The 23,067-nt window shown below is 77.0% G+C and carries 18 protein-coding genes, 1 pseudogene and 1 riboswitch; of the genes and pseudogenes, 1 reads left to right on the top strand and 18 read right to left on the bottom strand.

Features of this window, described 5'->3' with window-relative positions; all coding sequences use genetic code 11:
* Positions 1-16: 16 nt before the first annotated feature.
* The 14 genes and pseudogenes from cobA to FHX75_RS30535 form a co-directional block, all read right to left on the bottom strand.
* Positions 17-1,699: a uroporphyrinogen-III C-methyltransferase gene (gene cobA, locus FHX75_RS02170; protein ID WP_154936404.1), complete on the bottom strand. Its 1,683-nt coding sequence runs from the start codon at positions 1,697-1,699 to the stop codon at positions 17-19.
* Complete coding sequence (locus tag FHX75_RS02165; protein WP_154936403.1) at positions 1,696-2,292, bottom strand: precorrin-8X methylmutase; 597 nt, start codon at positions 2,290-2,292, stop codon at positions 1,696-1,698. The genes cobA and FHX75_RS02165 overlap by 4 nt, the downstream gene beginning before the upstream one ends.
* Complete coding sequence (locus FHX75_RS02160) at positions 2,289-3,374, bottom strand: HoxN/HupN/NixA family nickel/cobalt transporter (protein ID WP_154936402.1); 1,086 nt, start codon at positions 3,372-3,374, stop codon at positions 2,289-2,291. Before FHX75_RS02160 ends, FHX75_RS02165 begins: the two co-directional genes overlap by 4 nt.
* The gene (locus tag FHX75_RS02155) at positions 3,371-3,562 is read right to left on the bottom strand and encodes a 4Fe-4S binding protein (protein ID WP_154936401.1); all 192 of its coding nucleotides are present in this window, start codon (positions 3,560-3,562) and stop codon (positions 3,371-3,373) included. The genes FHX75_RS02160 and FHX75_RS02155 overlap by 4 nt, the downstream gene beginning before the upstream one ends.
* Entirely contained in the window at positions 3,550-5,220 is a 1,671-nt protein-coding gene (cobJ, locus tag FHX75_RS02150; protein WP_246157844.1) for a precorrin-3B C(17)-methyltransferase, read from the bottom strand. Before cobJ ends, FHX75_RS02155 begins: the two co-directional genes overlap by 13 nt.
* Positions 5,221-5,435: 215 nt before the next feature.
* Entirely contained in the window at positions 5,436-6,788 is a 1,353-nt protein-coding gene (cbiE, locus tag FHX75_RS02145) for a precorrin-6y C5,15-methyltransferase (decarboxylating) subunit CbiE (RefSeq protein WP_154936400.1), read from the bottom strand.
* Positions 6,785-7,936: a cobalt-precorrin-5B (C(1))-methyltransferase gene (locus FHX75_RS02140; RefSeq protein WP_154936399.1), complete on the bottom strand. Its 1,152-nt coding sequence runs from the start codon at positions 7,934-7,936 to the stop codon at positions 6,785-6,787. The genes cbiE and FHX75_RS02140 overlap by 4 nt, the downstream gene beginning before the upstream one ends.
* Entirely contained in the window at positions 7,933-8,763 is an 831-nt protein-coding gene (gene cobM / locus FHX75_RS02135) for a precorrin-4 C(11)-methyltransferase (RefSeq protein ID WP_154936398.1), read from the bottom strand. The genes FHX75_RS02140 and cobM overlap by 4 nt, the downstream gene beginning before the upstream one ends.
* A complete protein-coding gene (gene cobI, locus FHX75_RS02130) occupies positions 8,760-9,512 on the bottom strand; it encodes a precorrin-2 C(20)-methyltransferase (RefSeq protein ID WP_154936397.1) in 753 nt (250 codons plus the stop codon). Before cobI ends, cobM begins: the two co-directional genes overlap by 4 nt.
* Complete coding sequence (locus tag FHX75_RS02125; RefSeq protein WP_154936396.1) at positions 9,509-10,873, bottom strand: cobyrinic acid a,c-diamide synthase CobB; 1,365 nt, start codon at positions 10,871-10,873, stop codon at positions 9,509-9,511. The genes cobI and FHX75_RS02125 overlap by 4 nt, the downstream gene beginning before the upstream one ends.
* On the bottom strand, positions 10,867-11,478 hold the full coding sequence (gene cobO / locus FHX75_RS02120; protein ID WP_154936395.1) for a cob(I)yrinic acid a,c-diamide adenosyltransferase: 612 nt from the start codon (positions 11,476-11,478) through the stop codon (positions 10,867-10,869). The genes FHX75_RS02125 and cobO overlap by 7 nt, the downstream gene beginning before the upstream one ends.
* Before the next feature lie 68 nt (positions 11,479-11,546).
* Positions 11,547-13,873, bottom strand: a pseudogene (locus FHX75_RS02115) (VWA domain-containing protein); the annotation flags it as partial.
* A 55-nt stretch (positions 13,874-13,928) separates the two neighbouring features.
* On the bottom strand, positions 13,929-17,606 hold the full coding sequence (cobN, locus tag FHX75_RS02110; protein WP_154936394.1) for a cobaltochelatase subunit CobN: 3,678 nt from the start codon (positions 17,604-17,606) through the stop codon (positions 13,929-13,931).
* 137 nt (positions 17,607-17,743) lie between these two features.
* Entirely contained in the window at positions 17,744-17,893 is a 150-nt protein-coding gene (locus tag FHX75_RS30535) for a hypothetical protein (protein WP_170285271.1), read from the bottom strand.
* Positions 17,894-17,918: 25 nt separating this feature from the next.
* A riboswitch (cobalamin riboswitch) is annotated at positions 17,919-18,095 on the bottom strand.
* A 275-nt stretch (positions 18,096-18,370) separates the two neighbouring features.
* On the opposite strand from FHX75_RS30535, the gene FHX75_RS02105 reads away from it, so the two are divergent.
* Positions 18,371-19,129, top strand: a complete 759-nt coding sequence (locus tag FHX75_RS02105) for an MBL fold metallo-hydrolase (protein ID WP_425463481.1) — start codon at positions 18,371-18,373, stop codon at positions 19,127-19,129.
* 4 nt (positions 19,130-19,133) lie between these two features.
* On the opposite strand, the gene FHX75_RS02100 is transcribed toward FHX75_RS02105, so the two are convergent.
* The 4 genes from FHX75_RS02100 to FHX75_RS02085 form a co-directional block, all read right to left on the bottom strand.
* Complete coding sequence (locus tag FHX75_RS02100) at positions 19,134-19,469, bottom strand: hypothetical protein (protein ID WP_154936393.1); 336 nt, start codon at positions 19,467-19,469, stop codon at positions 19,134-19,136.
* A 92-nt stretch (positions 19,470-19,561) separates the two neighbouring features.
* Positions 19,562-20,458 (bottom strand): aldo/keto reductase, encoded by an 897-nt coding sequence (locus tag FHX75_RS02095; protein ID WP_154936392.1) that lies wholly within the window; start codon positions 20,456-20,458, stop codon positions 19,562-19,564.
* Positions 20,459-20,538: 80 nt separating this feature from the next.
* The gene (locus FHX75_RS02090; protein WP_154936391.1) at positions 20,539-21,750 is read right to left on the bottom strand and encodes an MFS transporter; all 1,212 of its coding nucleotides are present in this window, start codon (positions 21,748-21,750) and stop codon (positions 20,539-20,541) included.
* A gap of 96 nt (positions 21,751-21,846) precedes the next feature.
* Complete coding sequence (locus FHX75_RS02085; RefSeq protein ID WP_154936390.1) at positions 21,847-22,971, bottom strand: FUSC family protein; 1,125 nt, start codon at positions 22,969-22,971, stop codon at positions 21,847-21,849.
* Between the last annotated feature and the right edge of the window lie 96 nt (positions 22,972-23,067).

Genomic DNA, 23,067 nt, shown 5'->3' with positions numbered 1-23,067 from the left:
GCTGGCCGGTCGGCGGCTACGGAACCGGATCGGCCGGCCGGGCGGGCCCGGGCAGCCCGACCACCGGGCCCACCACGAAGACCGCCGGCGGCCGGACGTCCTCCCGGGCCGCCAGCTCGCCCACCTCGTCCAGCCGGGACGACAGCGACCGCTGACCCGGCTGGCCGGCGTCCTGCACCACCAGGACCGGGGTGTCGGCCGCCCGGCCGTGCTCGACCAGCACCGCCGCGATCTTCTGCACCGTGTCGACCGCCATCAGCAGCACCAGGGTGCCCCGGGCCCGGCCCAGCGCCGCCCAGTCCACCAGGGAGTCCGGGTGCCCGGGGGGCAGGTGGCCGGAGACGACGGTGAACTCGTGCGCGACCCCCCGGTGGGTGACCGGCACCCCGGCCAGGGCCGGCGCGGCGACCGCGCTGCTCACCCCGGGCACCAGCACCGTCTGCACCCCCGCCGCCGCGCAGGCCTGGACCTCCTCGTGGCCCCGGCCGAAGACGTACGGGTCGCCGCCCTTGAGCCGGACCACCCGCTTGCCGGCGCGGGCGTGCGCGATCAAGGTGTCGTTGATGGTGTCCTGCCCCATCGACGGCCCGCGCGGCACCTTCGCCGCGTCGACCACCAGCACCCCGGGGCGCAGCCCGGCGAGCAGGCCCTGCGGGGCCAGCCGGTCGGCCACCACCACGTCCGCGGCGTTTAGCAGCGCCCGCCCCCGTACCGTGATCAGGTCGTCCGGGCCGGGGCCGCCGCCCACCACGGCGACCTGCCCCGGGCGCAGTCCGGGGTCCTGGCCGTGCTGGTGGTGCCCGTGCTGGTGGTGCCCGTCGTGGTGGTGGTGATGGTGGCCGCCCACCGGGTCGTCCGGGTGGTCGTGCGGGGTCTGCGGCCGGCCCACCTTGTCGGCGAAGCCCGGCATCAGCACCCGGTACGCGCAGGTGTCGCAGTTCATCCGGATGTCCCCGCGCAGCGCCTCGGCGTGCCGTTCCAGCACCAGGTCGGCCAGCGCGTCGCAGTCGCCGATCAGGTCGGCCACCCGCACGTCCAGGTCGGGGTGGGCGGCGGCGAACTCGGTCGACCGGGCGACGATCCGGTCCGGCAGCACCCCGGCGAAGAGGAAGTACGGGGCGACCACGATCCGCCGGGCGCCGAGCCGGCGCAGCCGCTCCAGCACCGCCGGCACGGACGGCTCGGCCAGGGAGACGAAGCCCGGTTCGACCCCGGCGTAGCCGCGCCCCTCCCAGAGCAGCCGGGCCACCTTCGCCACCTCGGCGTTGGCGTCCGGGTCGGTGGAGCCCCGGCCGATCAGCGCCACCCAGGTGCCGGCCCGGTCGGCCCCGGCCAGGGCGGCGTCGATCCGCTCCGCCAGGGCGGTGAGCAGCAGCGGGTGCGGCCCGAGCGGGCGCCCGTAGCGGTAGGTCAGGCCGGGGTGGCGGTCCTGCTCGCGGGCCATCGCGGCGGGGATGTCGCCCTTGCCGTGCCCGGCGGCGGTGAGCACCAGCGGCAGCGCCACCAGCGACCGGTGACCCCGGCCGGCCAGCGCGCCGACCGCGTCGGTCAGCGGCGGGCGGGACAGCTCGATGAAGCCGCCCTCGACGTCGCCGACGCTGCCGGCGGCGCGCCGCCGGACCCGGTCGACGAGCGCGGTGAACTGGTCGACCCCGGCCGCGCTGCGCGTGCCGTGCCCGACGATGACCAGCGCGGTCATGTCGCCTCCTCCTGGTACAGCAGGGCGTTGAGGGCGGCGGCGGCGACCGCCGAGCCACCCTTCTCGCCGACGTTGGACACGGCGGGCAGGCCGCTGGCCCGCAGCGCCGCCTTGCTCTCGGCGGCGCCGACGAAGCCGACCGGCAGCCCGATCACCAGGGCGGGCGCCGCGTCGAGCGTGATCAGTTCGGCCAGCGCGGTCGGCGCGCAGCCGACCACCCAGACGGCGCCCGGCCCGACCCGGTCCAGGGCGATGCGCACCGCCGCCGCGGAGCGGGTCAGCCCGGTGTCGCGGGCCAGCTCGGCGGCGTCCGGCTCGGCGACCGGGCAGACGATGTCCCGACCGGCCCCGGTGATCCCGGCGGCGACCATCCAGACGTCGGCCACGATGGGCGCGCCGGCGCGCAGCGCGGTCAGCCCACCTTCCAGCGCCGCCTCGTCGCAGACCAGCTCGGTGACGTAGCCGAGGTCGGCGCTGGCGTGCACCACCCGCTCGGTGACCGCCCGGCTCAGCGGGGGCAGGTGGCGCAGGTCGACCCGGTCCCGCAGGATGCGGTACGACTCCCGCTCGATGGGGTGCACGACCCGGGTCACGGCCGCTCCTCGGCCGCGCCGCCGTAGCGCCGGTCATGGCCGCGCAGCTTCCACAGCACCACCGCGCCGACCCAGGCCAGTACGAAGAGCAGCACCACCGCGTAGCCGAGCTGTTCGAAGTGGTCGCCCAGCGCGGCGTACCCGGCCAGCGCGGTCAGCCCGAGCTGGTCGACCAGCAGGCTGGCCAGGTAGACGCTGGCGACCAGCGCGCCGACCAGCACGGTCATCCCGGTGGTGGCCAGGTTGTACCAGAGCCGCCGGGCCGGGTGCCGGTACGCCCACGAGTAGGCGCGGGCCATCAGCAGGCTGTCGGCGGTGTCCATGGCGGACATCCCGGCGGCGAAGAGCAGCGGCAGGGTGAGCAGGGCCAGCACCGGCAGGCCGCCGCCGGCGGCGGTGCTCGCCGACAGCGACAGCAGGGTGACCTCGCTGGCGGTCTCCAGCCCCAGGCCGAAGAGGAAGCCGACCGGGGCCATGTGCCAGGAGGAGCGGACCAGCGACCGGGCGCGGGAGCCGAGGATCCGGTGCACCAGGCCCCGGTTGAGCAGCAGCAGGTCCAGTTCGGACTCGTCCAGCGCGCCGGCGCGCAGCCGCCGCCACAGCTTCGCCATCCCGGCCAGCACCGCCGCGTTGAGCACCGCCACCAGCAGCAGGAACGCGGTGGCGGTGGCCGCCGCGACGACGGCGCCGACCTCGCGGATCCCGGCCAGGCCGCCGTCGGTCATGGTGGCCGAGGCGAGCCCGATCACCAGGGCGAGCAGCAGCACCACCGCGCTGTGCCCGAGGGCGAAGAAGAAGCCGACACCGACCGCCCGGCGGCCGCGCAGCAGCATCAGCCGGGTGGTGTCGTCGATCGCGGCGATGTGGTCGGCGTCGAAGGCGTGCCGCACCCCGAGCAGGTACGCCAGGGCACCGGCGCCGGCCAGCCCGCCGGCCGCCGCCGGCTGGTCGTTCCAGTACAGGTAGAGGCTCCACCCGGCGACGTGCAGGGCGGCGACGGCGGCCACCACGCCGCCGAGGCGTACCCGCTCGGCACGGCTCCACCGGCCGACTGGCGGGGCGGCGGTCGGGGTCGATGTCATCGTTCTCCTCGGGGTTCGGCGGTGGCGCGGATGGCGTCCACCGGGCAGATCTCCAGGCACTCCAGGCAGCCGGTGCAGCGGTCCTCGCGGACGGTCAGGCCGCCGGGCGTGGGCCGGATGGCGTGCGTCGGGCAGGTGAGCAGGCAGGCGCCGCAGCCCTGGCAGGCGCCGATGGTCACCGCCGCCACCGGTACCCCCGGGGCGTGACCATCCGGCCGGCGACCAGCCGGGTCTGCGTGCTGCCGACGACCACCACGCCGTACATGTCGACCAGGGCCGGGTCGAAGGTGGCCAGGGTGGCCAGGTGGACCCGTTCGTCGGCGCGGCTGGCGTTGCGCACCACGCCGACCGGGGTGTCCGGCGGGCGGTGCGCGGCGAACAGCTCCAGCGCCGCGCCGAGCTGCCAGTCCCGGGCCCGGCTGCGCGGGTTGTAGAGCAGCGCCACCAGGTCGGCCTCGGCGGCGGCGGTGATCCGCCGGACGATGACCTCCCACGGGGTGTGCAGGTCGGACAGGCTCAGGTAGACGTGGTCGTGTCCGAGCGGCGCGCCGAGCAGCGCGGAGGCGGCCAGCCCGGCGGTCACCCCGGGCACGCCGACCACGTCGACGCGGGCGTCGGCGTACTCCAGGGCGGGGCTGGCCATCGCGTACACCCCGGCGTCGCCGGAGCCGATCAGCGCGACCGCGTGACCGGCGGTGGCCTCGGCGACGGCGGCGCGGGCCCGCTCCTCCTCCGCGCCGAGCCCGCTGGCGAGCACCCGGGTGCCCGGCCGCAGCAGGTCGCGGACCTGCGCGACGTACTGGTCGAGCCCGACGACCACGGCGGCCCGGCGCAGCTCGGCCACCGCGCGCGGGGTGCGCAGGTCGGGCGCGCCGGGGCCGAGCCCGACGATCGCCAGCCGGCCGCGCGGGGCGTGCCGGGCGACGGCGACCGTCGCCATCGCCGAGGCGGTCTTCGGCACCAGCAGGGTGGCGTCACCGCCGCGCAGCGCCGCGGCCTCCGCGACGCTGGGGGTGCCGACGGCGGCGCGGACCACCTCGCTGGGGTGCGGCACGTCGACGGCGGCCAGCTCCGCCACCGGCCAGGTCATCAGGGGTACGCCGAGCGCGCGGGCGGTGTCCACGATGCCCGCCTCGTCGGCCTTGAGGTCGACGCTGGCCAGACAGCGCAGGCTGGCCTCGGCCAGCCCGGCCCCGGCGAGCGCCCGGCGCAACAGCCCGGCCACCTCGGCGGCGGCGACGCCCCGGCTGGAGCCGATCCCGGCGACCAGGGACGGCGGACGCAGCACGGCGGTCCGCCCGTCCAGCGGCACGACCCGGTCGGTGACCAGCAGCCGGTACCCGCCGTCCGGCGCGTCGGCACGCACGTTGTCGGGCAGCGGCGGCAGCGGCCAGGTGGCGTCGGCGTCGAGGCGGACCGGCTCGCCGTCGAGGATCGCCCGGGAGACGGCGGCCACCGCCCCCTCGACCGGCCAGCCGAGGGTGTCCAGGCCGGGCAGGCCGACCGCGTCGGTGGCGGTGGTGACCACCGGGCGGGCGTCGAGAAGCGCGGCCACCTCGGCGGCGAGGGCGTTGGCGCCGCCGGCGTGCCCGCCGAGCAGCGCGACGGCGTGCCGGGCGGCCTCGTCGACGACCACCACGGCCGGGTCGGTGCGCTTGTCGCCGAGCAGCGGCGCGAGAATCCGGACCACCGCCCCGGTGGCCAGGAACGCCACCACCGCGTCGCACTGCGTCCAGGCCGTCCGCAACGCGTCGGCGACCGTCTCCCCCGGGATCTCCCGGGCGTGCGGCCAGGCGGCGGCGAGGGTACGGGCGTACCGCCGGCCCGCGGCGGTGGCGGCGACCAGCCCGACGCTGGCGGGACCGGTCGCGGTCCCGACCGTCGGGCTCGCGGCCGCAACGGTCGTGTCCCCGATCGGGCCGGGCACGGTGGCAGCCGAGCCGGGCGCCGTGGCCGCCGAGCCGGGCGCGGTGGCGGGGCCGGTCGGGGCGGTGTCGGGTGGTGCGGTCTGGTGCACGTGCGCTCCCCGCGAGGGTCCGGTGTGGTGGGTGGGTGGCGTGGTCACCGGCGCTCCCCGGTCAGCACGACCACCGGGTTGGTGGCGGCCAGGCGCAGTGAGCCGCCGGGCAGGTCGGCGAGGCGGGCGGCGGCGAGCTGGCTGCCCTCGACCGCGTAGCCGGCGTCGCGCAGCAGGTGCACGGCGGGGGCGACCCGGTCCAGTGCGGCGAGGGTGACCACCACCCGGTCCGGCCGGCGCTCGGCCACCGCGGCCAGCACGTCCGTGCCCCCGCCGCCGACGAAGGCGGCGTCCGGGTCGGGCAGCCCGCGCAGCGCCTCGGGGGCGTGACCGGTCACCAGCCGGACGTCGACGCCGTGTCGGGCGGCGTTGGCCCGCACCGGGGCCCGCGGGTCGCGTTCCACCGCGATCACGGCCGCGCCGAGCAGGGCGCACTCGATGCCCACCGAGCCGCTGCCGGCGCCCACGTCCCAGATCAGCCGGCCGAGCCGGGGGCGCAGCCGGGCCACCGCGAGGGCGCGCACCTCCGCCTTGGTGATCATCGAGTCGCGGTGGGCGTAGGCGGACTCGGGCAGCGCCCAGCCGCCGGCCGGCGCGGCGGCCGGCTGGTTGTCCGCGCGCATCGGGCCGATCCCGCCGCCAGCGGCCCGGTCCGGGGCGAGGCTGAGCAGGACATGGGGATCGGCCCAGGGGCGGCCGGCGGCGTCCTCGGGGCTGGTCCAGGTGACCCGCTCGTCGGCCGTGCCGAGGTGCTCGGCCACCACCAGCCGGCGGGGCCAGCCGACCAGGCCCGCCCCGAGTTCGGCCGCCCCGGCGCCGGGCGCGGTGAGCACCACGACGGCGGGCAGCGCGCGGCAGGCGTTGAGCGCCGGCCGGGGGTCACGCCCGTGCGCGGTGACCACCGCCGCGCCGTCCCAGGGCAGCCCGGCGCGGGCGAACGCGGCAGCGACGCTGGAGACCGCGGGCAGCACCCGCAGCGGCAGCCCGGCCGCCCGCAGCCGCCGGACGATGCCGAAGAAGCCGGGATCGCCACTGGCCAGCACGACGGCGTGCTCGCCGGCGGCGACGGCGGCGCGCAGCCGGTCCAGGGCGGGGGTGAGCGGCCCGAGGGTCACGGTCGGGCAGCCGGGCGGCACCGGCACGGCGGCGAGGTGCCGGGCCGCCCCGACCACCAGCCCGGCCGTGGACAGCGCCTCGGCCAGCCCGGGGTGCGCCGGGCGACCGGCGGCGTCGATCCCCACCACGGTCACGGCCGCGCCGGCGGACAGGTCCTCGGTGAGCGGTATGCCGCTCAGGCATAAATATGACTGGGAGTCATATCGGTCGCCGGTGGATTGCCGCCGCCCGCCACCACCCTGAGTGACCGGCTCACCGTTCCGCGACGGCGTGGCGCTCATGCCGCCCACCGGCCCGAGGAGGCGACGACCCGGGAGCCGGCGAAGTCGACCATGGCCACGTCGACGGTGACCGCCCGCTCGGCGAAGCGGAGCAGCACTTGGCGGACCCGGTGGCAGAGCAGGTCCCCGGCGGGGCCGAGCAGGCCGGCGGCCTCCCACAGCTCGTACGCGTGCCGCCCGGTGTTCGCCGCGGTGACCGCCGCGACCAGGTCGGCGTCGCCGCCGGCCTCGGCGGTGACCGCGCCGAGCAGCGACAGGTCCACCTTGGAGCGGGTGTAGTGGGTCATCAGGATGCCGGCGGCGAGCTTGGCCAGCTTGCCGGCCATCCCGACGAAGACCACCCCGGTCATCCCGTCGCCGACGGCGGCGGTGACCGCGGCGCCGGTGAAGTCGCCGACCTCGACGAAGCACACCTCGGGCAGCTCCGGCAGCAGCTCCCGGGCGGCCCGTTCGGTCCGCCCGCCGGTGCAGAGCACCACGGTGGACTCGCCCTGGGCGGCCATCACGTGCACCGCCTGCACCACGCTGGCCCGCCAGGAGGCGGTGGAGAAGGGCCGGACGATCCCGGTGGTGCCGAGGATCGAGATGCCGCCGAGGATGCCGAGCCGCCGGTTGGTGGTCTTGCGGGCCATCACCTCGCCGCCCGGCACGCTGATCACCACCCGGACGCCGACCTCGGTGAGGTCGACGACCTCGGCCACGGCCTGGCCGATCATCCGGCGCGGGGTCTCGTTGATCGCCGGGCCGCCGACGGCGAGGCCGAGCCCGGGCTTGGTGACGGTGCCGACGCCGGGGCCGCCGGCGAGGTCCAGGCCGGGCTCGGCGCGCCAGTCGACGGTGGCGGTGAGGTGCGCGCCGTGGGTGACGTCCGGGTCGTCGCCGGCGTCCTTGACCACCACCGCCTCGGCGCGCGCCTCGGGCCCCGGGGCGAGGTCGCACCGGGCGACCGGGAAGCTGACCCGCCGGCCGCCGGGCAGCCCGATCTCCACCTCCGGCTGCGGCACGCCGGTGACCAGGGCGGTCACCGCGGCCTTGGCCGCCGCCGTCGCGCAGGCGCCGGTGGTCCAGCCGGTGCGCAGCGCAGTGGGCCGGACCTTCGCGGTACGCGGCAGGTCCGGCTCGCGCAGCGGCGGCTCGGCGTACGTCACCGGGGGCCGTCCCCCGACCCGGCGGCGCGGGCGCGGCGCAGCTCGGCGCGGGCGGCCGGCTCGGCCCGGCGGAAGGTGTGGAAGTGCCCGGGGTGGTAGAGGTGTGAGCGGGTGCCGGTGGCGGCGAGCGCGGGGCCGACCAGGAAGAGGGTGTGCTTCCAGAGCCGGTGCTCCTTGACGGTGGCCTCCAGGTCGGCCAGCGCGCAGCGCACCACCAGCTCGTCTGGCCAGGTCGCCTGGTACGCCACCACGACCGGGGTGTCCGGCGGGTAGCCGCCGGCGAGCAGCTCGGCCTGCGCCTGCCCGGAGCGGGCGGCGGAGAGGAACAGCGCCATGGTGGTGCCGTGCCGGGCGAAGTCGCGGACCCGCTCCCCCGGCGGCATCGGCGTCTTGCCACCTTCGAGGCGGGTGAGGATCACCGACTGGGCCACCTCGGGGATGGTCAGCTCCCGGCCGACGATGGCCGCCACCGCGGTGAACGAGGACACCCCGGGCACGATCTCCACCGCCAGGTCGAGCGCCCGGCACAGGTCGAGCTGTTCCTGCACCGCGCCCCAGAGCGCCGGGTCGCCGGAGTGGATCCGGGCCACCGTCAGCCCCTCGGCGGCGGCCCGCCGGTACAGCGGCAGCACCCCCTCGATCGGCAGCTGCGAGGAGTCGACGATCTCGGCGTCGGCGCGGGCGTGGGCGAGGACGTCAACGTGCACCAGGCTGGCCGCCCAGATCACCACGTCGGCGGCGCCGATCACCCGGGCGGCGCGCAGGGTGAGCAGGTCGGCCGCGCCGGGTCCGGCCCCGACGAACCAGACCTTTCCGGTGGTCGTCACAGTTTTCCTCCCCGGCGGTCCCGGCGCGCCGGGACCAGCAGTGTCGACAGGTACGGCAGGTCGTCGGCGGCGGCGTCGACCGGCCCGATCCGCTCCCCGGGCAGGCCGACCGAGCGGCCGAGCACGGCGTCCGGCAACCGGTCGTGGCGGCGCAGCTCGTCGACCAGCTCGGGGTGCCGCCGCCAGCCCTTGTAGACGACGACGGTGCCCGGCCCGGCCAGCGCGTCGGAGATGAGCGCCAGCCCGGCGGTGGCCGGCAGCAGGGTGAGCGGTTCGCGGCCCTCGCAGAGCGGCACGCCGCTGCGCGCGGCCAGCTCCTGCATGGCGGTGACCCCGGGCACGGTGCGCACCTCGACGGCCGGCCGCAGCGCCCGGACGCTCTGCGCGAGGTAGCCGAAGGTGGAGTAGACGTTCGGGTCGCCGATGGTGGCGAAGGCGATCGAGGCGGCGCCGCCGTCGAGGGCGGCCACCACGGCCCGGGCGGCGGCGTCCCAGGCCCGCTCCCGGCGGGCGGTCACCCCGCCCCGGTCGTCCAGGGCGAACGGCAGCCGGCGCAGCCGGTCCGCGTCGACGTGCGCGCGCACGGTGGTCTCGGCCCGGCCCGGGGGCGCGTCGCCGTCCGCGGCCAGCCGGTCCATCACCGGTACGACCACCAGGTCGGCCTCGCGCAGCACCCGTACCGCCTTGAGGGTGAGCAGTTCGGGGTCGCCGGGGCCGACGCCCACCCCGGTCAGCGTCGGCGCGCTCACCGGGCCGCCGCCTCGACCAGGCGGCGGGCGGCCGACGGGTGCGCCGCCCAGTGGGTGTGCAGGTAGGAGGCGTGCACCCGGCCATCGACGAAGCCGTGCCGGCCGCCGTCCCAGCGCCACGCCGCCCGGTCCCCGTGGCCGGGGTCGGTGGCGGTGCGGTGGAACTCGTGGCCGCGTACCGGCTCGCCGGTCCGGTGCGCCGGGGAGTCGGCGGCGGCGACGGCCTCCCGGTAGCCGAGGGTGAGCGTGCCGGTCATCCGGGCGGTGTGCGGCAGCCGCCCGCACATCGGCACCCCGTCGAGGGAGCGCCCGAGGTAGAGCAGGCCGGCGCACTCGGCGACGATCGGCCCGTCGAAGTCGGCCAGTTCGGCGCGGAGCGCGGAGTTGGCCGCGAGGGCCTCGACGTGCACCTCGGGGAAGCCGCCGCCGACGACGACGGCGCGGGCGCCGGCGGGCAGGGCGGAATCGCGCAGCGGGTCGAAGCGGACCACGGTGGCACCGGCCGCGGCGAGCAGTTCGGTGGTCTCGGCGTACGAGAAGGTGAAAGCCGGTCCGCCGGCCACCGCGACGACCGGACGGTCCCCGCCGGTGGGGCCGCCGACGGCGCTGGCCGGGTCCCAGGCGGAGACGGTCAGCGGCGGGGCGGTCCGGGCGAGGTCGAGCACCGCGTCGAGGTCCACGGTGGACTCGACCAGTTCGGCGAGGGCGGCGACGACGGCGAGCGACTCGGGGGCCCGTTCGGCGACCGGCACCAGCCCGAGGTGCCGCGACGGGGCAGTCACCTCGGCGGCGCGGGTGACCGCCCCGAGCACCGGTACGCCCACCTCGGCGAGGGCGTCGCGCAGCAGGGTCTCGTGCCGGGGCGACCCGACCCGGTTGAGCAGCACTCCCCCGATGCGCACGCCGGGGTCGAAGGCGCGCATGCCGAGCACCAGCGCGGCGGCCGAGCGGCCCTGCGCGGTGGTGTCGAGGACCAGCAGCACGGGCGCGTCGATCAGCCGGGCGACGTGTGCGGTGGAGGCGTACGACCGGCGGCCGACCGCCCCGTCGTGCAGCCCCATCACGCCCTCGACGACCGCCACGTCGGCGGGGGTGGGGACGCTCGCGCCGTGCCGCAGCAGCGGCGCGATCCGCTCCTCGCCGACCAGCCAGGGGTCGAGGTTGCGGCCGGGCCGGCCGGCGGCGAGGGCGTGGTAGCCGGGGTCGATGTAGTCGGGGCCGACCTTGTGCGGGCTGACGGTCAGGCCGCGCCGGCGCAGCGCGGCGAGCAGGCCGGTGGCCACGGTGGTCTTGCCGTGCCCGCTGGCCGGGGCGGCCACCACCAGCCGGGGCAGCGGCCACGACGCGTCCGGGCTCACCATTCGATGCCCTTCTGACCCTTCTGGCCCGCGTCCATCGGGTGCTTGACCTTGGTCAGTTCGGCGACGAGGTCGGCGGCGGCGACCAGCCGCGGGTCGGCGTCCCGGCCGGTGATCACGACGTGCTGGAAGCCGGGACGGTTGGCGAGGGTGTCGACGACCTCGTCGACGTCGACCCAGCCCCACTTCATCGGGTAGGTGAACTCGTCGAGCACGTACAGGCCGTGGCGTTCGGCGGCCAGGTCGCGCTGGATCTGCCGCCAGCCCTCCAGGGCGTCGGCGGCGTGGTCGGCCTCACCGCCGCGCTGGATCCAGGACCAACCCTCGCCCATCTTGTGCCAGGCGACCGGGGCGCCCTGGCCGGTGCGCTCGTGCACCTCGCCGAGGGCGCGGAAGGCGTTCTCCTCGCCGACCCGCCACTTGGCGCTCTTGACGAACTGGAACACCCCGATCGGCAGCCCGGCGGTCCAGGCACGCAGCGCCAGCCCGAACGCGGCGGTGGACTTGCCCTTCATCTGTCCGGTGTGCACGAGCAGCAGCGGGCGGTGGCGGCGCTGCCGGGTGGTCAGCCCGTCGGCGGGCACGGTGGACGGCTTGCCCTGCGGCATCAGGCGCTCCTTCTGGTCAGGGTGGCGGGTCCGGCCGCCGCGGTCGCGCAGTCGTGGTGGGTGCCGCCACGGCAGGCGCAGGCCGGACCGGTGGCGAGCGTCAGGAGGGGGTTGGTGGCGACCGCGTCGAGGCGGTGGTGGTCCGCGCCGAGCTGGGCGGCGAGGCGGCGGCCGAGGCCGAGCCGGACCGGGCCGGACTCGCAGTCGACGACCACGCTGGGCGCGCCGGTGGCGGCGAGCACCGCCGCGGCGCGGGCGGCCCGGTCCAGCGGGCGGTCGCCGGCGGTGGCCCGCCCGTCGGTGACGACCAGCACCAGCGGACGACGCTTCGGGTCGCGCAGCCGCTCCACCCGCAGCAGCTCGGCGGCGGCGAGCAAACCCTCCGCCAGCGGGGTGCGCCCGCCGGTGGGCAGCTCGGCCAGCCGGGTCGAGGCGGCCAGCACCGAGGAGGTGGCCGGGAGCAGGGTACGCGCGCCGGCGCCCCGGAAGGCGATCACGGCGACCTTGTCCCGGCGCTGGTAGGCGTCGGTGAGCAGGGCGAGCACCGCGCCCTTGACGGCGGACATCCGCTGCCGGGCGCCCATCGACCCGCTGGCGTCGACCACGAACAGCACCAGGTTGCCCTCGCGCCCCTCGCGGACCGCCTCGCGCAGGTCGTCCGGGCGCAGCAGCAGCGGGCCGCCGCGCCGGCCCCGGCCCGGCTGGTGCGGGGCGGCGGCCCGCAGCGTCGCCGGCAGGTGCAGCGCCCCGGGCCGGCCGGCCGGCACCCGCGCGCCGGTGGTCCGGCCGCGCCCGGTCCGGGCCCGGGAGCGCCGTCCCGGCACGCCGTCGCCGATCCCGGGCGCGGTGAGCAGCCGGGCCCGCAACCCACCCCGGGGTACGGCCACCGGGTGCGCCCCGCTCGCCGACCGGCCCCCGGTCTCGCCGTCTGCCGCGTCGCCGCCGAAGCGGGAGCCGTGGCCGTCGTCCGGCCCGCCGTCGCCGTCGGTACGGTCCGGCCACCCGTCGGCGCCTGCGCCGGTCCGGTCCGGCCATCCGTCGTCGTCCACCGGCCGGCCGCCGTCGTTGCGACCGGCCAGGTCGGAGCGGTCGCTCCGGTCGCCGGAGCGACCGTCCTCGCCAGCCTCGGCCGACCCGGGATCGCCGGGCCCCGCCGCGTGCGTGCCGCCGGGACCGTGGTCGTCGGCGTGCCGGCCGGCCGGATCGCCCGCCCCGCCCCCGTCCGGCCCGGACCCGCCGGGACCGCCTGCCGGGCCGCCGCCGGGACCGCCGTCGGGACCGCCGCCGGGCGGGTCGTCGTCGGGGTACTCGTCGTCGGGGTGCTCGTCCTGGGCCCGCCGCAGCGCCTCGTCCAGGCGCTTCTCGTCCAGGTCGGGGCTGTCGAACGGGTCGCGGCGGCGCCGGTGCGGCAGCGCGAGTCGGGCGGCGACCCGGACGTCCTCGGCGCCCACCCGGTCCCGGCCCTGCCAGGCGGCGTGCGCGAGCGCGGTGCGGGCGGTGACGATGTCGGCGCGCATCCCGTCCACGTCGAACGCGGCGCACACCTCGGCGATCTGGCGCAGCGCGGCGTCGGGCAGCCGTACCCGGTCCAACCGCCGCCGGGCGGCGGCGACCCGGTGGGCAATCTCGGCGTCGGCGTCGGCCCACCGGGCGGCGAACCCGGCCGGGTCGGCGTCGGCGGCGAGCCGCCGGCGGACCACCTCGACGCGGACGGCCGGGTCGCGGCTGGCGCCCACGGCGACGGTGAGCCCGAACCGGTCGAGCAGCTGCGGGCGCAGCTCCCCCTCCTCCGGGTTCATCGTGCCGACCAGCAGGAACCGGGCGGCGTGGCTGACCGAGACACCTTCCCGCTCGACGTGGCAGCGGCCCATCGCGGCGGCGTCGAGCAGCAGGTCGACCAGATGGTCGTGGAGCAGGTTCACCTCGTCGACGTAGAGCACGCCGCGGTGGGCGGCGGCGAGCAGGCCCGGCTCGAAGGCGCGTACCCCCTCGCCGAGGGCCTTCTCCAGGTCGAGCGAGCCGACCACCCGGTCCTCGGCGGCGCCGACCGGCAGTTCGACCAGGCGGGCCGGGCGGCGCTCGGCCGCCGGCTCGGCCGGGTGCGGCCCGTCCGGGCAGGCGGGGTCGGCGGCGGCCGGGTCGCAGGCGAAGCGGCAGCCGGCGACCCGGTCGACCGGGGGCAGCAGCGCCGCGAGGGCCCGCACGGCGGTGGACTTGGCGGTGCCCTTCTCGCCCCGCACCAGCACCCCGCCGATGGCCGGGGAGACGGCGTTGAGCAGCAGGGCGAGGCGCATGTCGTCCATGCCGAGCACCGCGCTGAACGGGTAGGCACTCACTGCGCCTCCTTCGATCGCGACTGCGGGGCTCGCAAAACCGGCTCACTCCTCGCGCTCACTGCGCCTCCTTCGATCGCGACTGCGGGGCTCGCAAAACCGGCTCACTCCTCGCGCTCACTGCCGGTCCTCCAGGTCGCCCTCGCTGGCCAGGTACGTCTCGCGGAGCCGGTCGAGGGTGGCCGGTTCGGGCGCGGCCCACAGGCCCCGGTCGGCGGCCTCCAGCAGCCGCTCGGTGATGCCGCGCAGCGCCCACGGGTTGGACTGCTCCAGGAACTCCCGGGTGGTCTCCTCGAAGACGTACGCGGCGGCCAGGTGCTCGTACATCCAGTCGTCGACGACGCCGGCGGTGGCGTCGTAGCCGAACAGGTAGTCCACGGTGGCGGCCAGCTCGAACGCGCCCTTGTAGCCGTGCCGGCGCATCGCGGCGATCCACTTCGGGTTGACCACCCGGGCCCGGAACACCCGCCGGGTCTCCTCGCCGAGGGTGCGGGTGCGTACGTCGTGCGGCATCGCCGAGTCGCCCACGTACGCGGCCGGCGCGGCGCCGGTGAGGTGGCGGACCATCGCCACCATCCCGCCGTGGTACTGGAAGTAGTCGTCGGAGTCCACGATGTCGTGTTCGCGGGTGTCCTGGTTCTTCACGGCGACGGCGATGCGGGCGAAGGAGCGTTCCATGTCGGCGCGCGCCTCCCGCCCGTCCAGGTCCCGGCCGTAGGCGTAGCCGCCCCAGACGGCGTACACCTCGGCGAGATCGGCGTCGGTGCGCCAGTTCCGGGCGTCGATCAGCGGCAGCAGCCCCGCCCCGTACGCCCCCGGCTTGGAGCCGAAGATCCGGGCGGTGGCCCGGCGGGCGTCGCCGTGTTCGGCGAGGTCGGCGTCCACGTGGGCCCGGACGTAGTTCTCCCCGGCCGGCTCGTCGAGGGCGGCGACTTGGCGTACCGCGTCGTCGAGCAGCGCCACGACGTGCGGGAAGGCGTCGCGGAAGAAGCCGGAGATGCGGACGGTGACGTCCACCCGGGGGCGGCCCAGCTCCGCCAGCGGCACCACCTCGACGCCGGTGACCCGGCGCGACCGGTCGTCCCAGGTCGGCCGGCAGCCGAGCAGGGCCAGCACCTCGGCGATGTCGTCGCCCTGGGTACGCATGGCGCTGGTGCCCCAGACGGTGAGCCCGACCGAGCGGGGGTACCCGCCGGTGTCGGCGAGGTGCCGGGCGAGCAGCGAGTCCGCGAGGGCCACCCCGACGTCCCAGGCGTTGCGGGACGGGATGGCCTTGGGGTCGACGGAGTAGAAGTTGCGGCCGGTGGGCAGCACGTTGACCAGGCCGCGGGTGGGTGAGCCGGAGGGGCCGGGCGGCACGAACCGGCCGTCCAGCGCGCCGAGCACCCGGTCGATCTCGTCGGTGGTCCGGGCCAGCCGGGGCACCACCTCGCGGGCGGCGAAGCGCAGCACCTCGGCGGCGTCGCCGATCGCCCGGCCGGTGACCTCCTCGACCACCGCGTCGACCTTGTCGGCGTCCCAGCCGAGGGTCTCCATGCCGACGACCAGCCGGCGGGCCAGGGCCTCGACCAGGTCGACGGCGTCGGCGGCGGTCGCGGCCGGCCCGTCCGCCGCCTCGGTCAGCGGCTCCGGCACGGCGATCCGCCGGCCCGGCTCGGCGAGCAGCTCCTGCTCGTCCAGCCCGTACGCGGTGGCGAGCGCCTGGCGCAGGCCGGGCAGGGCGCGGGTGCCGCCCCAGACCTGGGGGGCGCGCAGCACGGCGAGGACGAGGTTGACCCGGGCCTCGCCGGTGGGCGCCTCGGCGAGGATGTGCAGCCCGTCGCGGATCTGCACGTCCTTGACCTCGCAGAGGTACCCGTCGAGGTGCAGCACGAAGTCGTCGAAGTCGTCGGCGGTTGGCATGTCATCGGTGTGCAGGTCGTGGTGCAGCTCGGCGGCCCGGACCAGTTCCCAGATCTGCGCCCGCACGGTCGGCACCTTGGCCGGGTCGAGCGCCTGGACGGTGGCGTACTCGTCGAGGAGCTGTTCGAGTTTGGCCAGGTCGCCGTACGTCTCGGCGCGGGCCATCGGCGGGACGAGGTGGTCGACGACAACGGCGTGCGCCCGGCGCTTGGCCTGGGTGCCCTCGCCGGGGTCGTTGACGATGAACGGGTAGACCAGCGGCAGGTCACCGAGGACGGCGTCGGGGGCGCAGTCGGCGGCGAGCCCGAGCCCCTTGCCGGGCAGCCATTCCAGCGTGCCGTGCTTGCCGAGGTGCACCACCGCGTCGGCGCCGAAGCCGCCGTCGGCCACCGGCGCGGCCAGCCAGCGGTACGCGGCCAGGTAGTGGTGGCTGGGCGGCAGGTCGGGGTCGTGGTAGATGGCGATCGGGTTCTCGCCGAAGCCGCGCGGCGGCTGGATCATCAGCACCACGTTGCCGAAGCGCAGCCCGGCCAGGACCAGGTCGCCGCCGTCGGCGTACAGCTCGCCGGGCGGCTCGCCCCAGTGGGTGCGCATCCGCTCCCGCAGCGGCGCCGGCACCCGGGCGAACCAGCGCCGGTAGGTCTGCCCGGGTACCCGTGCCTCGGCGGCGGCGAGCTGCTCGGGGGTGAGCCACTCGACGTCGTGCCCGCCGGCGGCGATCAGCGCGTGGATCAGCGCGTCCCCGTCGGTGGGGACCGGCTCGTCGCCGAGGTGGTAGCCGGCGTCGGCGAGGGCGGCGAGCAGCCGTACCGCCGAGGCGGGGGTGTCCAGGCCGACCGCGTTGCCGACCCGGGAGTGCTTGGTCGGGTACGAGCTGAGCACGACGGCGAGGCGCTTGTCGGCGTTGGGCACGTGCCGCAGCCGGGCCTGGCGGACGGCGATGCCGGCCACCCGGGCGGCCCGCTCCGCATCGGCGGCGTAGACGGAGAGCCCGTCGGCGTCGATGCGCTTGAACGAGAACGGCACGGTGACGATCCGCCCGTCGAACTCGGGGATGGCCACCTGCATCGCGGCGTCCAACGGGGAGAGTCCGGCGTCGCTGCCGGCCCACTGCTCCCGGGTGCTGGTCAGGCAGAGCGCCTGCACGATCGGCACGTCGAGGGCGGCGAGCGCGCCGACATCCCAGGCGTCCTCGTCACCCCCGCCGGAGGCGTCCGCCGCGACGGCGCCGCCGGCGGCGAGCACGGTGACGACCAGCGCGTCGCAGCGGGCGAAGAGACCGAGCGGCCCGTCGCCGGGGGTGAGCCCGCGCAGCGAGCCGCAGAAGATCGGCAGCGGGTCGCCGCCGGCCGCGTCGACCGCGTCGGCGAGCACGTCGACGAAGCCGGTGTTCCCGGCGAGGGCGTGCGCCCGGTAGAAGACGATCCCGACGGTGGGGCGGGCCGCCGTCGACGCCGTTGCATGCCGGTCGCCGTGCACCCCGTACGCCGGGGTCGGCGCGGGCGGGTCGAAGCCCTCGCCGGTGAGCAGCACCGTGTCGGAGAGGAACCGGGCCAGCTCGGCCAGGTTCGCCGGACCCCCCTCGACCAGGTAGGACAGCGCCTGGGTGGCCACTCCGGAGGCCACCGTGGAGGCGGCCATCAGCTCCGCGTCGGGCACCGCCTCGCCGCCGAGCACCGCCGTGGGCACGCCCGAGGCGAGCACGGCGGCCAGCCCGTCCGGCCACGCCTGCCGGCCGCCCAGCAGGCGTACGACGGCGAGGTCGACGCCGTCGAGCAGCGCCGGCACGGCGTCGGCGGCGACCCGGGCGGGGTTGGCCAGCCGGTAGTCGGCGCCGCTGGCGCGGGCGGCGAGCAGGTCGGTGTCGGCGGTGGAGAGCAGCAGGATGCGCACGGACGGCTCCGGAGAGTGACGCCCGGACCGGCGCGGGACCGGTCGGGCGAGGCGAGGGGACGGGCGCGGTTCAGCGGGTACGACGGGCCGCCCGGCGGATCACCGGCGGTGAACCGGTGGGCGGCACGGTGCGGCGGTCAGCGGTGAACGGCGGAACGCGGGGCGCGGGCGCCGGACGGGGTGTCCGGGCGGTCGGCCGGCGCGACGGCGCGGCCGGGCAGGGGCGCGTCAGCGCGCCCGGAACGGGTACGACGGAGCTCGTCGACGGTGGGGACGCTGCGCGTCATCGGGGTCCTCCTCGGGTGTCCACGCCCTGGGGTCGCTCCGACGGCCGAAGTATCCTGGCTTCCGGATCAACGCTCTCCCCCGGCCTTCCAACCGCAGGAACACGGCCGTGACTCGCGAGGGGGGATCGCTCCCCGGTGACAGTGGCGGGACCGCGTCGGAATCGCACCGACTTCCTTCACTGCCGTCAGGCCGCGAATGCTGCCACACCCCTCGGCGCCGGGTCAACGGCGCCCCCGGTCCCGCCGGGCGAGTCGGCCCATCGAAGCCTGACGATCATTGGCGACCGTCCCCGCACGTCGGACAATGTCCGACCTCGATGCCGCACCCCCTTTGCTCTGCTGCCCCGCAGGCAACACCGGGAGCGCTCCGCTGTTGCCGGGGCGGCAGCAGAGCACAGGGGACGGTGCGGGCAGGTATCCGCCGGTCAGCGGCGCCACCGGGGCCATCGGCCGGGGACCGAACGCCTACGATCGGTCCTGCCGACCGAAGAGTCGCCGGTCGATCGGGAAAGGACCCCAGCCATCGCCGAGCCCACGTTCCACCACCTCGCCGGGCGGGTCTGGCGCTACCCGGGCGATCCCGACCCGGGGGCCATCCAACCGAGCGTGGCGTTGATCACCGACGAGCGCGGCGGCGTGCTGGTCGACGCCGGCCACAGCCCGGGCCACGCCCGGGAGATCCGGGGCGCCCTGGTCGCGGCGGGGTTGCCGGAGCCGCGATGGCTGGTCTACACCCACCACCACTGGGACCACGTGTGGGGCGCCTGCGCCTGGCCGGGCGTGGAGATCGTCGGCCACGTCGCCGGGGAGGCGCCGCTGCGCGCCGAGGCGGCCCGCCCGTGGAGTCACCGCTACCTGCGCGAGCAGGTCCGCGCGGAGCCGCGACTCGGCCCCAGCTTCCGGGCCCGCGCCCTGGCGATGGACTCCTGGGACGACTTCGCGGTGCTGCCGCCCACCCGCACCTTCACCGACGAGCTGGAGCTGCCCACCGGCGTACGGCTGCGCCACGTCGGCGGCCGGCACGCCCCCGACTCGACCGTGGTGCTGGTGCCCGACTCGGCGGTGATGCTGCTCGGCGACTGCTTCTACCCGCCGCCGGTGCACCTGCGCCAGGACGGGGACGGCCCCGACCTGGCGCTGGTCCACCGGCTGCTCGACGACGGATACCAGTGGTACGTCTCCAGCCACGCCGACCCGATGACCCTCGACGAGGCCCGCGCCGCCGTCGAGGGGTGAGCGGTCAGCGCATCCGGCGTTCCGGGTGGGCCCGGTTCCAGACCCGCATCCGCTCCGGGTAGCCGGTCTTCGCCGCCTCGTAGAGCGGCACGGCGTGCCGGCCGGCCAGCTTCGCCGCCACCTGCGGCGAGCCGGTCCGGCGGCGGATCCACTCGCCGTCGTGGGCGATCGCCACCACCGTGGTGTCCGTGGCGGTGGTCTCCGGCTCCAGGTAGAACTCCACGCCCTGCCGGCTCGTCACGAACTCCTCCAGCGCGGCCAGGTCCTCGCGGGTGGCCTCCCGGTCGAGCTTCGTCGGGGTGGGGACGGCGGCCCGCGACCGTCGGCTGAACCAGCCCATCTGCCCGCTCCTCTCCTCGGCGTCCCTCCAGTGGAGCACCGTCACCTGACAGTCGGCTGCGAGGACGGTGGGCGTGAGCTGACCGGGCGTGCTCAGTCGAGCGCGGCCAGTTCCTCGGCGGAGAGCCGCAGCGCGCCGGCCGCGATGTTCTGGATCAGGTGCGCCTCGTCGCCGGTGCCGGGGATGGCCAGTACGTGCGGCCCCTGGTGCAGGGTCCAGGCGAGGCGTACCTGGTGCGGGGTGGCGCCGTGGGCCCGCGCGATCTCGTGGACGGCGGCGGTGTGCTCGGCCGCCGCGCCCGCCTCCCGCCGGACGCCGGCGAGGGCGAAGAACGGCACGTACGCCACCCCGCGCGCCCCGCACTCGCGCAGCAGCGCGTCCTGGTCGCCCCGGTTGTCGACGGCGTAGCTGTTCTGCACGCAGACCACCGGGGCGATGGCCTGCGCCTCGTCGAGGTGGTCCAGGCGGACGTTGGACAGGCCGAGGTGCCGGATCAGCCCGGCGTCGCGCAGCTCGGCCAGCGCGCCGAAGGACTCCGCCACGGAGTCCCGCCCGGGGCGCTTCACGATCCGCAGGTTGACCACGTCGAGGTGGTCGCGGCCCAGCCGGCGCAGGTTCTCCTCGATCTGGGCGCGCAACTGGGCCGGCGTGGCCTCCTCGCGCAGGCCGGTCGTCGGGTCGTACCCGAAGCCGACCTTGGTGGTGATCACCAGGTCCTCCGGGTACGGGGCGAGCGCGGCGCGGATCAGCTCGGTGGCGTACCGGGCGGGGCCGGTGCCGACGTTCAGGGTGCCGCCGGGCGAGACGTAGAAGGCGGCGGTGTCGATGTGGTTCACGCCCAGCTCGACGGCGCGGCGCAGCACCCGCACCGCGCGGTCCGGGTCGGGGTCGACGGTGGTCCGCATCGAGCCGAACCCCATCCGGCGGACGACGCGGTCGCCCAGGGTCCAGCTGCCCGCGGCCGCGGCGGTGATCTCTTCGGTAGGCATCCGGCGACCCTAGCCAGCACGGCGGGGCTGCGCAGTCGGCCGCGCACCCGATACCGGCCGCGGCCGGCCGCTGTTAGGTTTTATGTGCTGGCGGGGTGCGCCGGCGGCCGGGTCACCGGCACCAGCGCCAGGGTGGGCAGCAGCAGCAGCGGCACCACCAGCAGCGCGTGCAGGATGCCCACCCGGTCGCCGAGCAGGCCGAGCAGGGGCGGCCCGGCCAGGAACGACGTGTAGCCCAGCACCGCCACCACACTGACCCGCGCCGGCGCCCGCTCCTCGTCGTCGGCGGCGGCGCTCATCCCCACCGGGAAGCCCAGCGAGGCGCCGAGCCCCCAGAGCGCCACCCCGGCGATCGCGACCGGCCCGGGGCCGGCCAGCACCGCCACCGCCGCGCCGAAGGCGGCGAGCAGGATGGTGGCGAACAGGACGGGTACCCGCCCCCAGCGGTCGAGGGCGACGGTGCCGGCGGTCCGCCCGATGGTCATGCCGGTGACGAAGACCGCGAAGACGGCGGCGCCGACGGCCTCGCTCGTGTCGTACCCGTCGACGAAGGCGACCGCGAGCCAGTCGTTCGCGCTGCCCTCGGCGAACGCCATCACCAGCACCAGCAGGCCGAGCAGCAGGGTGCGCGGCTCCCGCCAGGCGGCGAGCAGGCCACCGCGCCGGGTGGCGGCGGTGTCCGGTGCCGGCTGGGCGGGCAGGAAGGCCCGGGCGCCGAGGATCGTGCCGCCGAGCACGACCACCGCCAGCACCGCCAGGTGCACGCCGATCGGCAGCCCGACGCGGGCGGCCCCCGCGCCGATGCCCGCGCCGGCCACCGAGCCGAGGCTCCAGGCGGCGTGGAAGCGCGGCAGGATGGTGCGCCCCAGCCGCTTCTCGACGGCGGCGCCCTCGACGTTCATCGCCACGTCGCAGGTGCCGGAGCCGTAGCCGAGGGCGAACAGGGCGACCGCCACGCCGGGCAGCGAGCCGGCCACCCCCGCGGCCACCCCGACGCCGGCCATCCCGACCGCCACCAGCACGGTGGACACCACCACCGTGCGGGCCGCTCCGAGGCGCTGGGTGACCAGCCCGGCGGTGGTCAGGGCGAGCACCGCGCCACCGGACATGGCCAGCAGCAGCAGGCCGAGCCGGCCGGCGCTGAGCTCGAGGGCCTCGCGGACCGCGGGGACCCGGGAGAACCAGGACGCCACGGCGAGGCCGTTGAGGGCGAAGACCACCGCGACGCCGGTGCGGGCGGCCAGCACCTGCCGGGGTACGGCGGGGCTCGGCGCGGTGACGAGTGGGCTCACGGCGGGCGGTCCTTCCGGTGGTACGGCGTCTCGCTGTCGATCACACACCGGTTTCGTCACGACCACAAGCCAGATGCGCTCCTTACCACATGCTGGTCAGACCGCAGGCAGCCCGAGGGCCTCGTCGACCCGGGCCAGCACCGCCGCGTCGTCGTCGGCCCGTATGCCCCGCAGCAGGTCGATGGCGGTGGCCCGGACCTGCCCGACGATCATCGCCAGCGGCAGGGTCTGGCCGGGGGTGAAGAGCCGCCCGGCGACGCGTACCGCGGTCAGGGCGGCGGCCTCGGCGCGGGCGGCGTGCCGGTCGCCGGCCTCCTCCGCGCCGTCGAGGTCGGCGGCGAGCGCCTCGCCCGCCGCCCGGACCGCCTCGGCCAGGTCCCGCAGGGCCGCGCCCAGCTCGGGCGGCACCGGGGTGGGCAGCCGGTTGAACGTCACGCCGGCCCGGGCGAGGACCCGCACGTTGCGGACCGCGTAGTCGAGCTGGCCGACGGTGGCGTCGACGGTGCGCAGCCGGCCGATGTGCCGCCGGCGCCGGACGTTGAGCCGGACCGCCTCGCCGGCGGCGAGCACCGCCGTGCGCAGCCGCTCCACGGCGGCGTCGAGGTGGCGGGCCCGGTCCAGGGCGGCCAGCGCGGCGGGCTCGTCCCGGGCGTCGAGGGCCGCGGCGACCTCCTCCAGCACCTCGGCCATCCCCTGGTAGGTGCGGCGGAACTCGGCGACCAGCGGGGCGAGCGGCCGCCGGGCGTCGATCAGCTGGCTGGCCACCACCGCCACCCCGCCACCGATGAGCGCGTCGACGAACCGGAACGGCACCAGCGACTCGGTCGGTGGCGAGACCACCACCAGATAGAGCGCGGAGACCGCGGCCTGCACCACGGCGACCGTGCTCGCCCCGACCGCCACCGCGAGCGCGATGGTGAGCAGGATGACCGTGAACACGGTCCAGCTGGTGCGCGGCCCGAGCGCCTGCACCACCAGGTCGGCGACGAGGACGCCGGCGGCAACCCCGAGCAGCACCTCGACCGCCCGGCGGACCCGCTGACCCCGGGCCTGGCCGAGCACGATCAGCGCCGCGGCGGGAGCGAAGAACGGCTGCGGGTGGCCGACCAGCCGGGTGGCCAGGATCCACGCCACCGTCGCGGCCAGGGTCGTCTCGACCACCGGCAGCCAGCCCTGCCGCAGCCGCCCGGCGGCTTCCCGGAACCAGCCCCACCGGACCATCGCCGCCTCCTCGCCCCCGTTCGGGCCCCACCGTAGCCCCGGCCGGCGGGTCGGGGCCGCCAGGCCCCGGCGGCCTCCGCCGCGTACGCCCGGACG

The sequence above is a fragment of the Micromonospora palomenae genome (assembly GCF_007829925.1).
Taxonomy (GTDB): Bacteria; Actinomycetota; Actinomycetes; order Mycobacteriales; family Micromonosporaceae; genus Micromonospora; species Micromonospora purpureochromogenes.
Note: the sequence above shows the minus strand (reverse complement) of the source record. Positions and strands in the feature narration are given on the sequence as shown.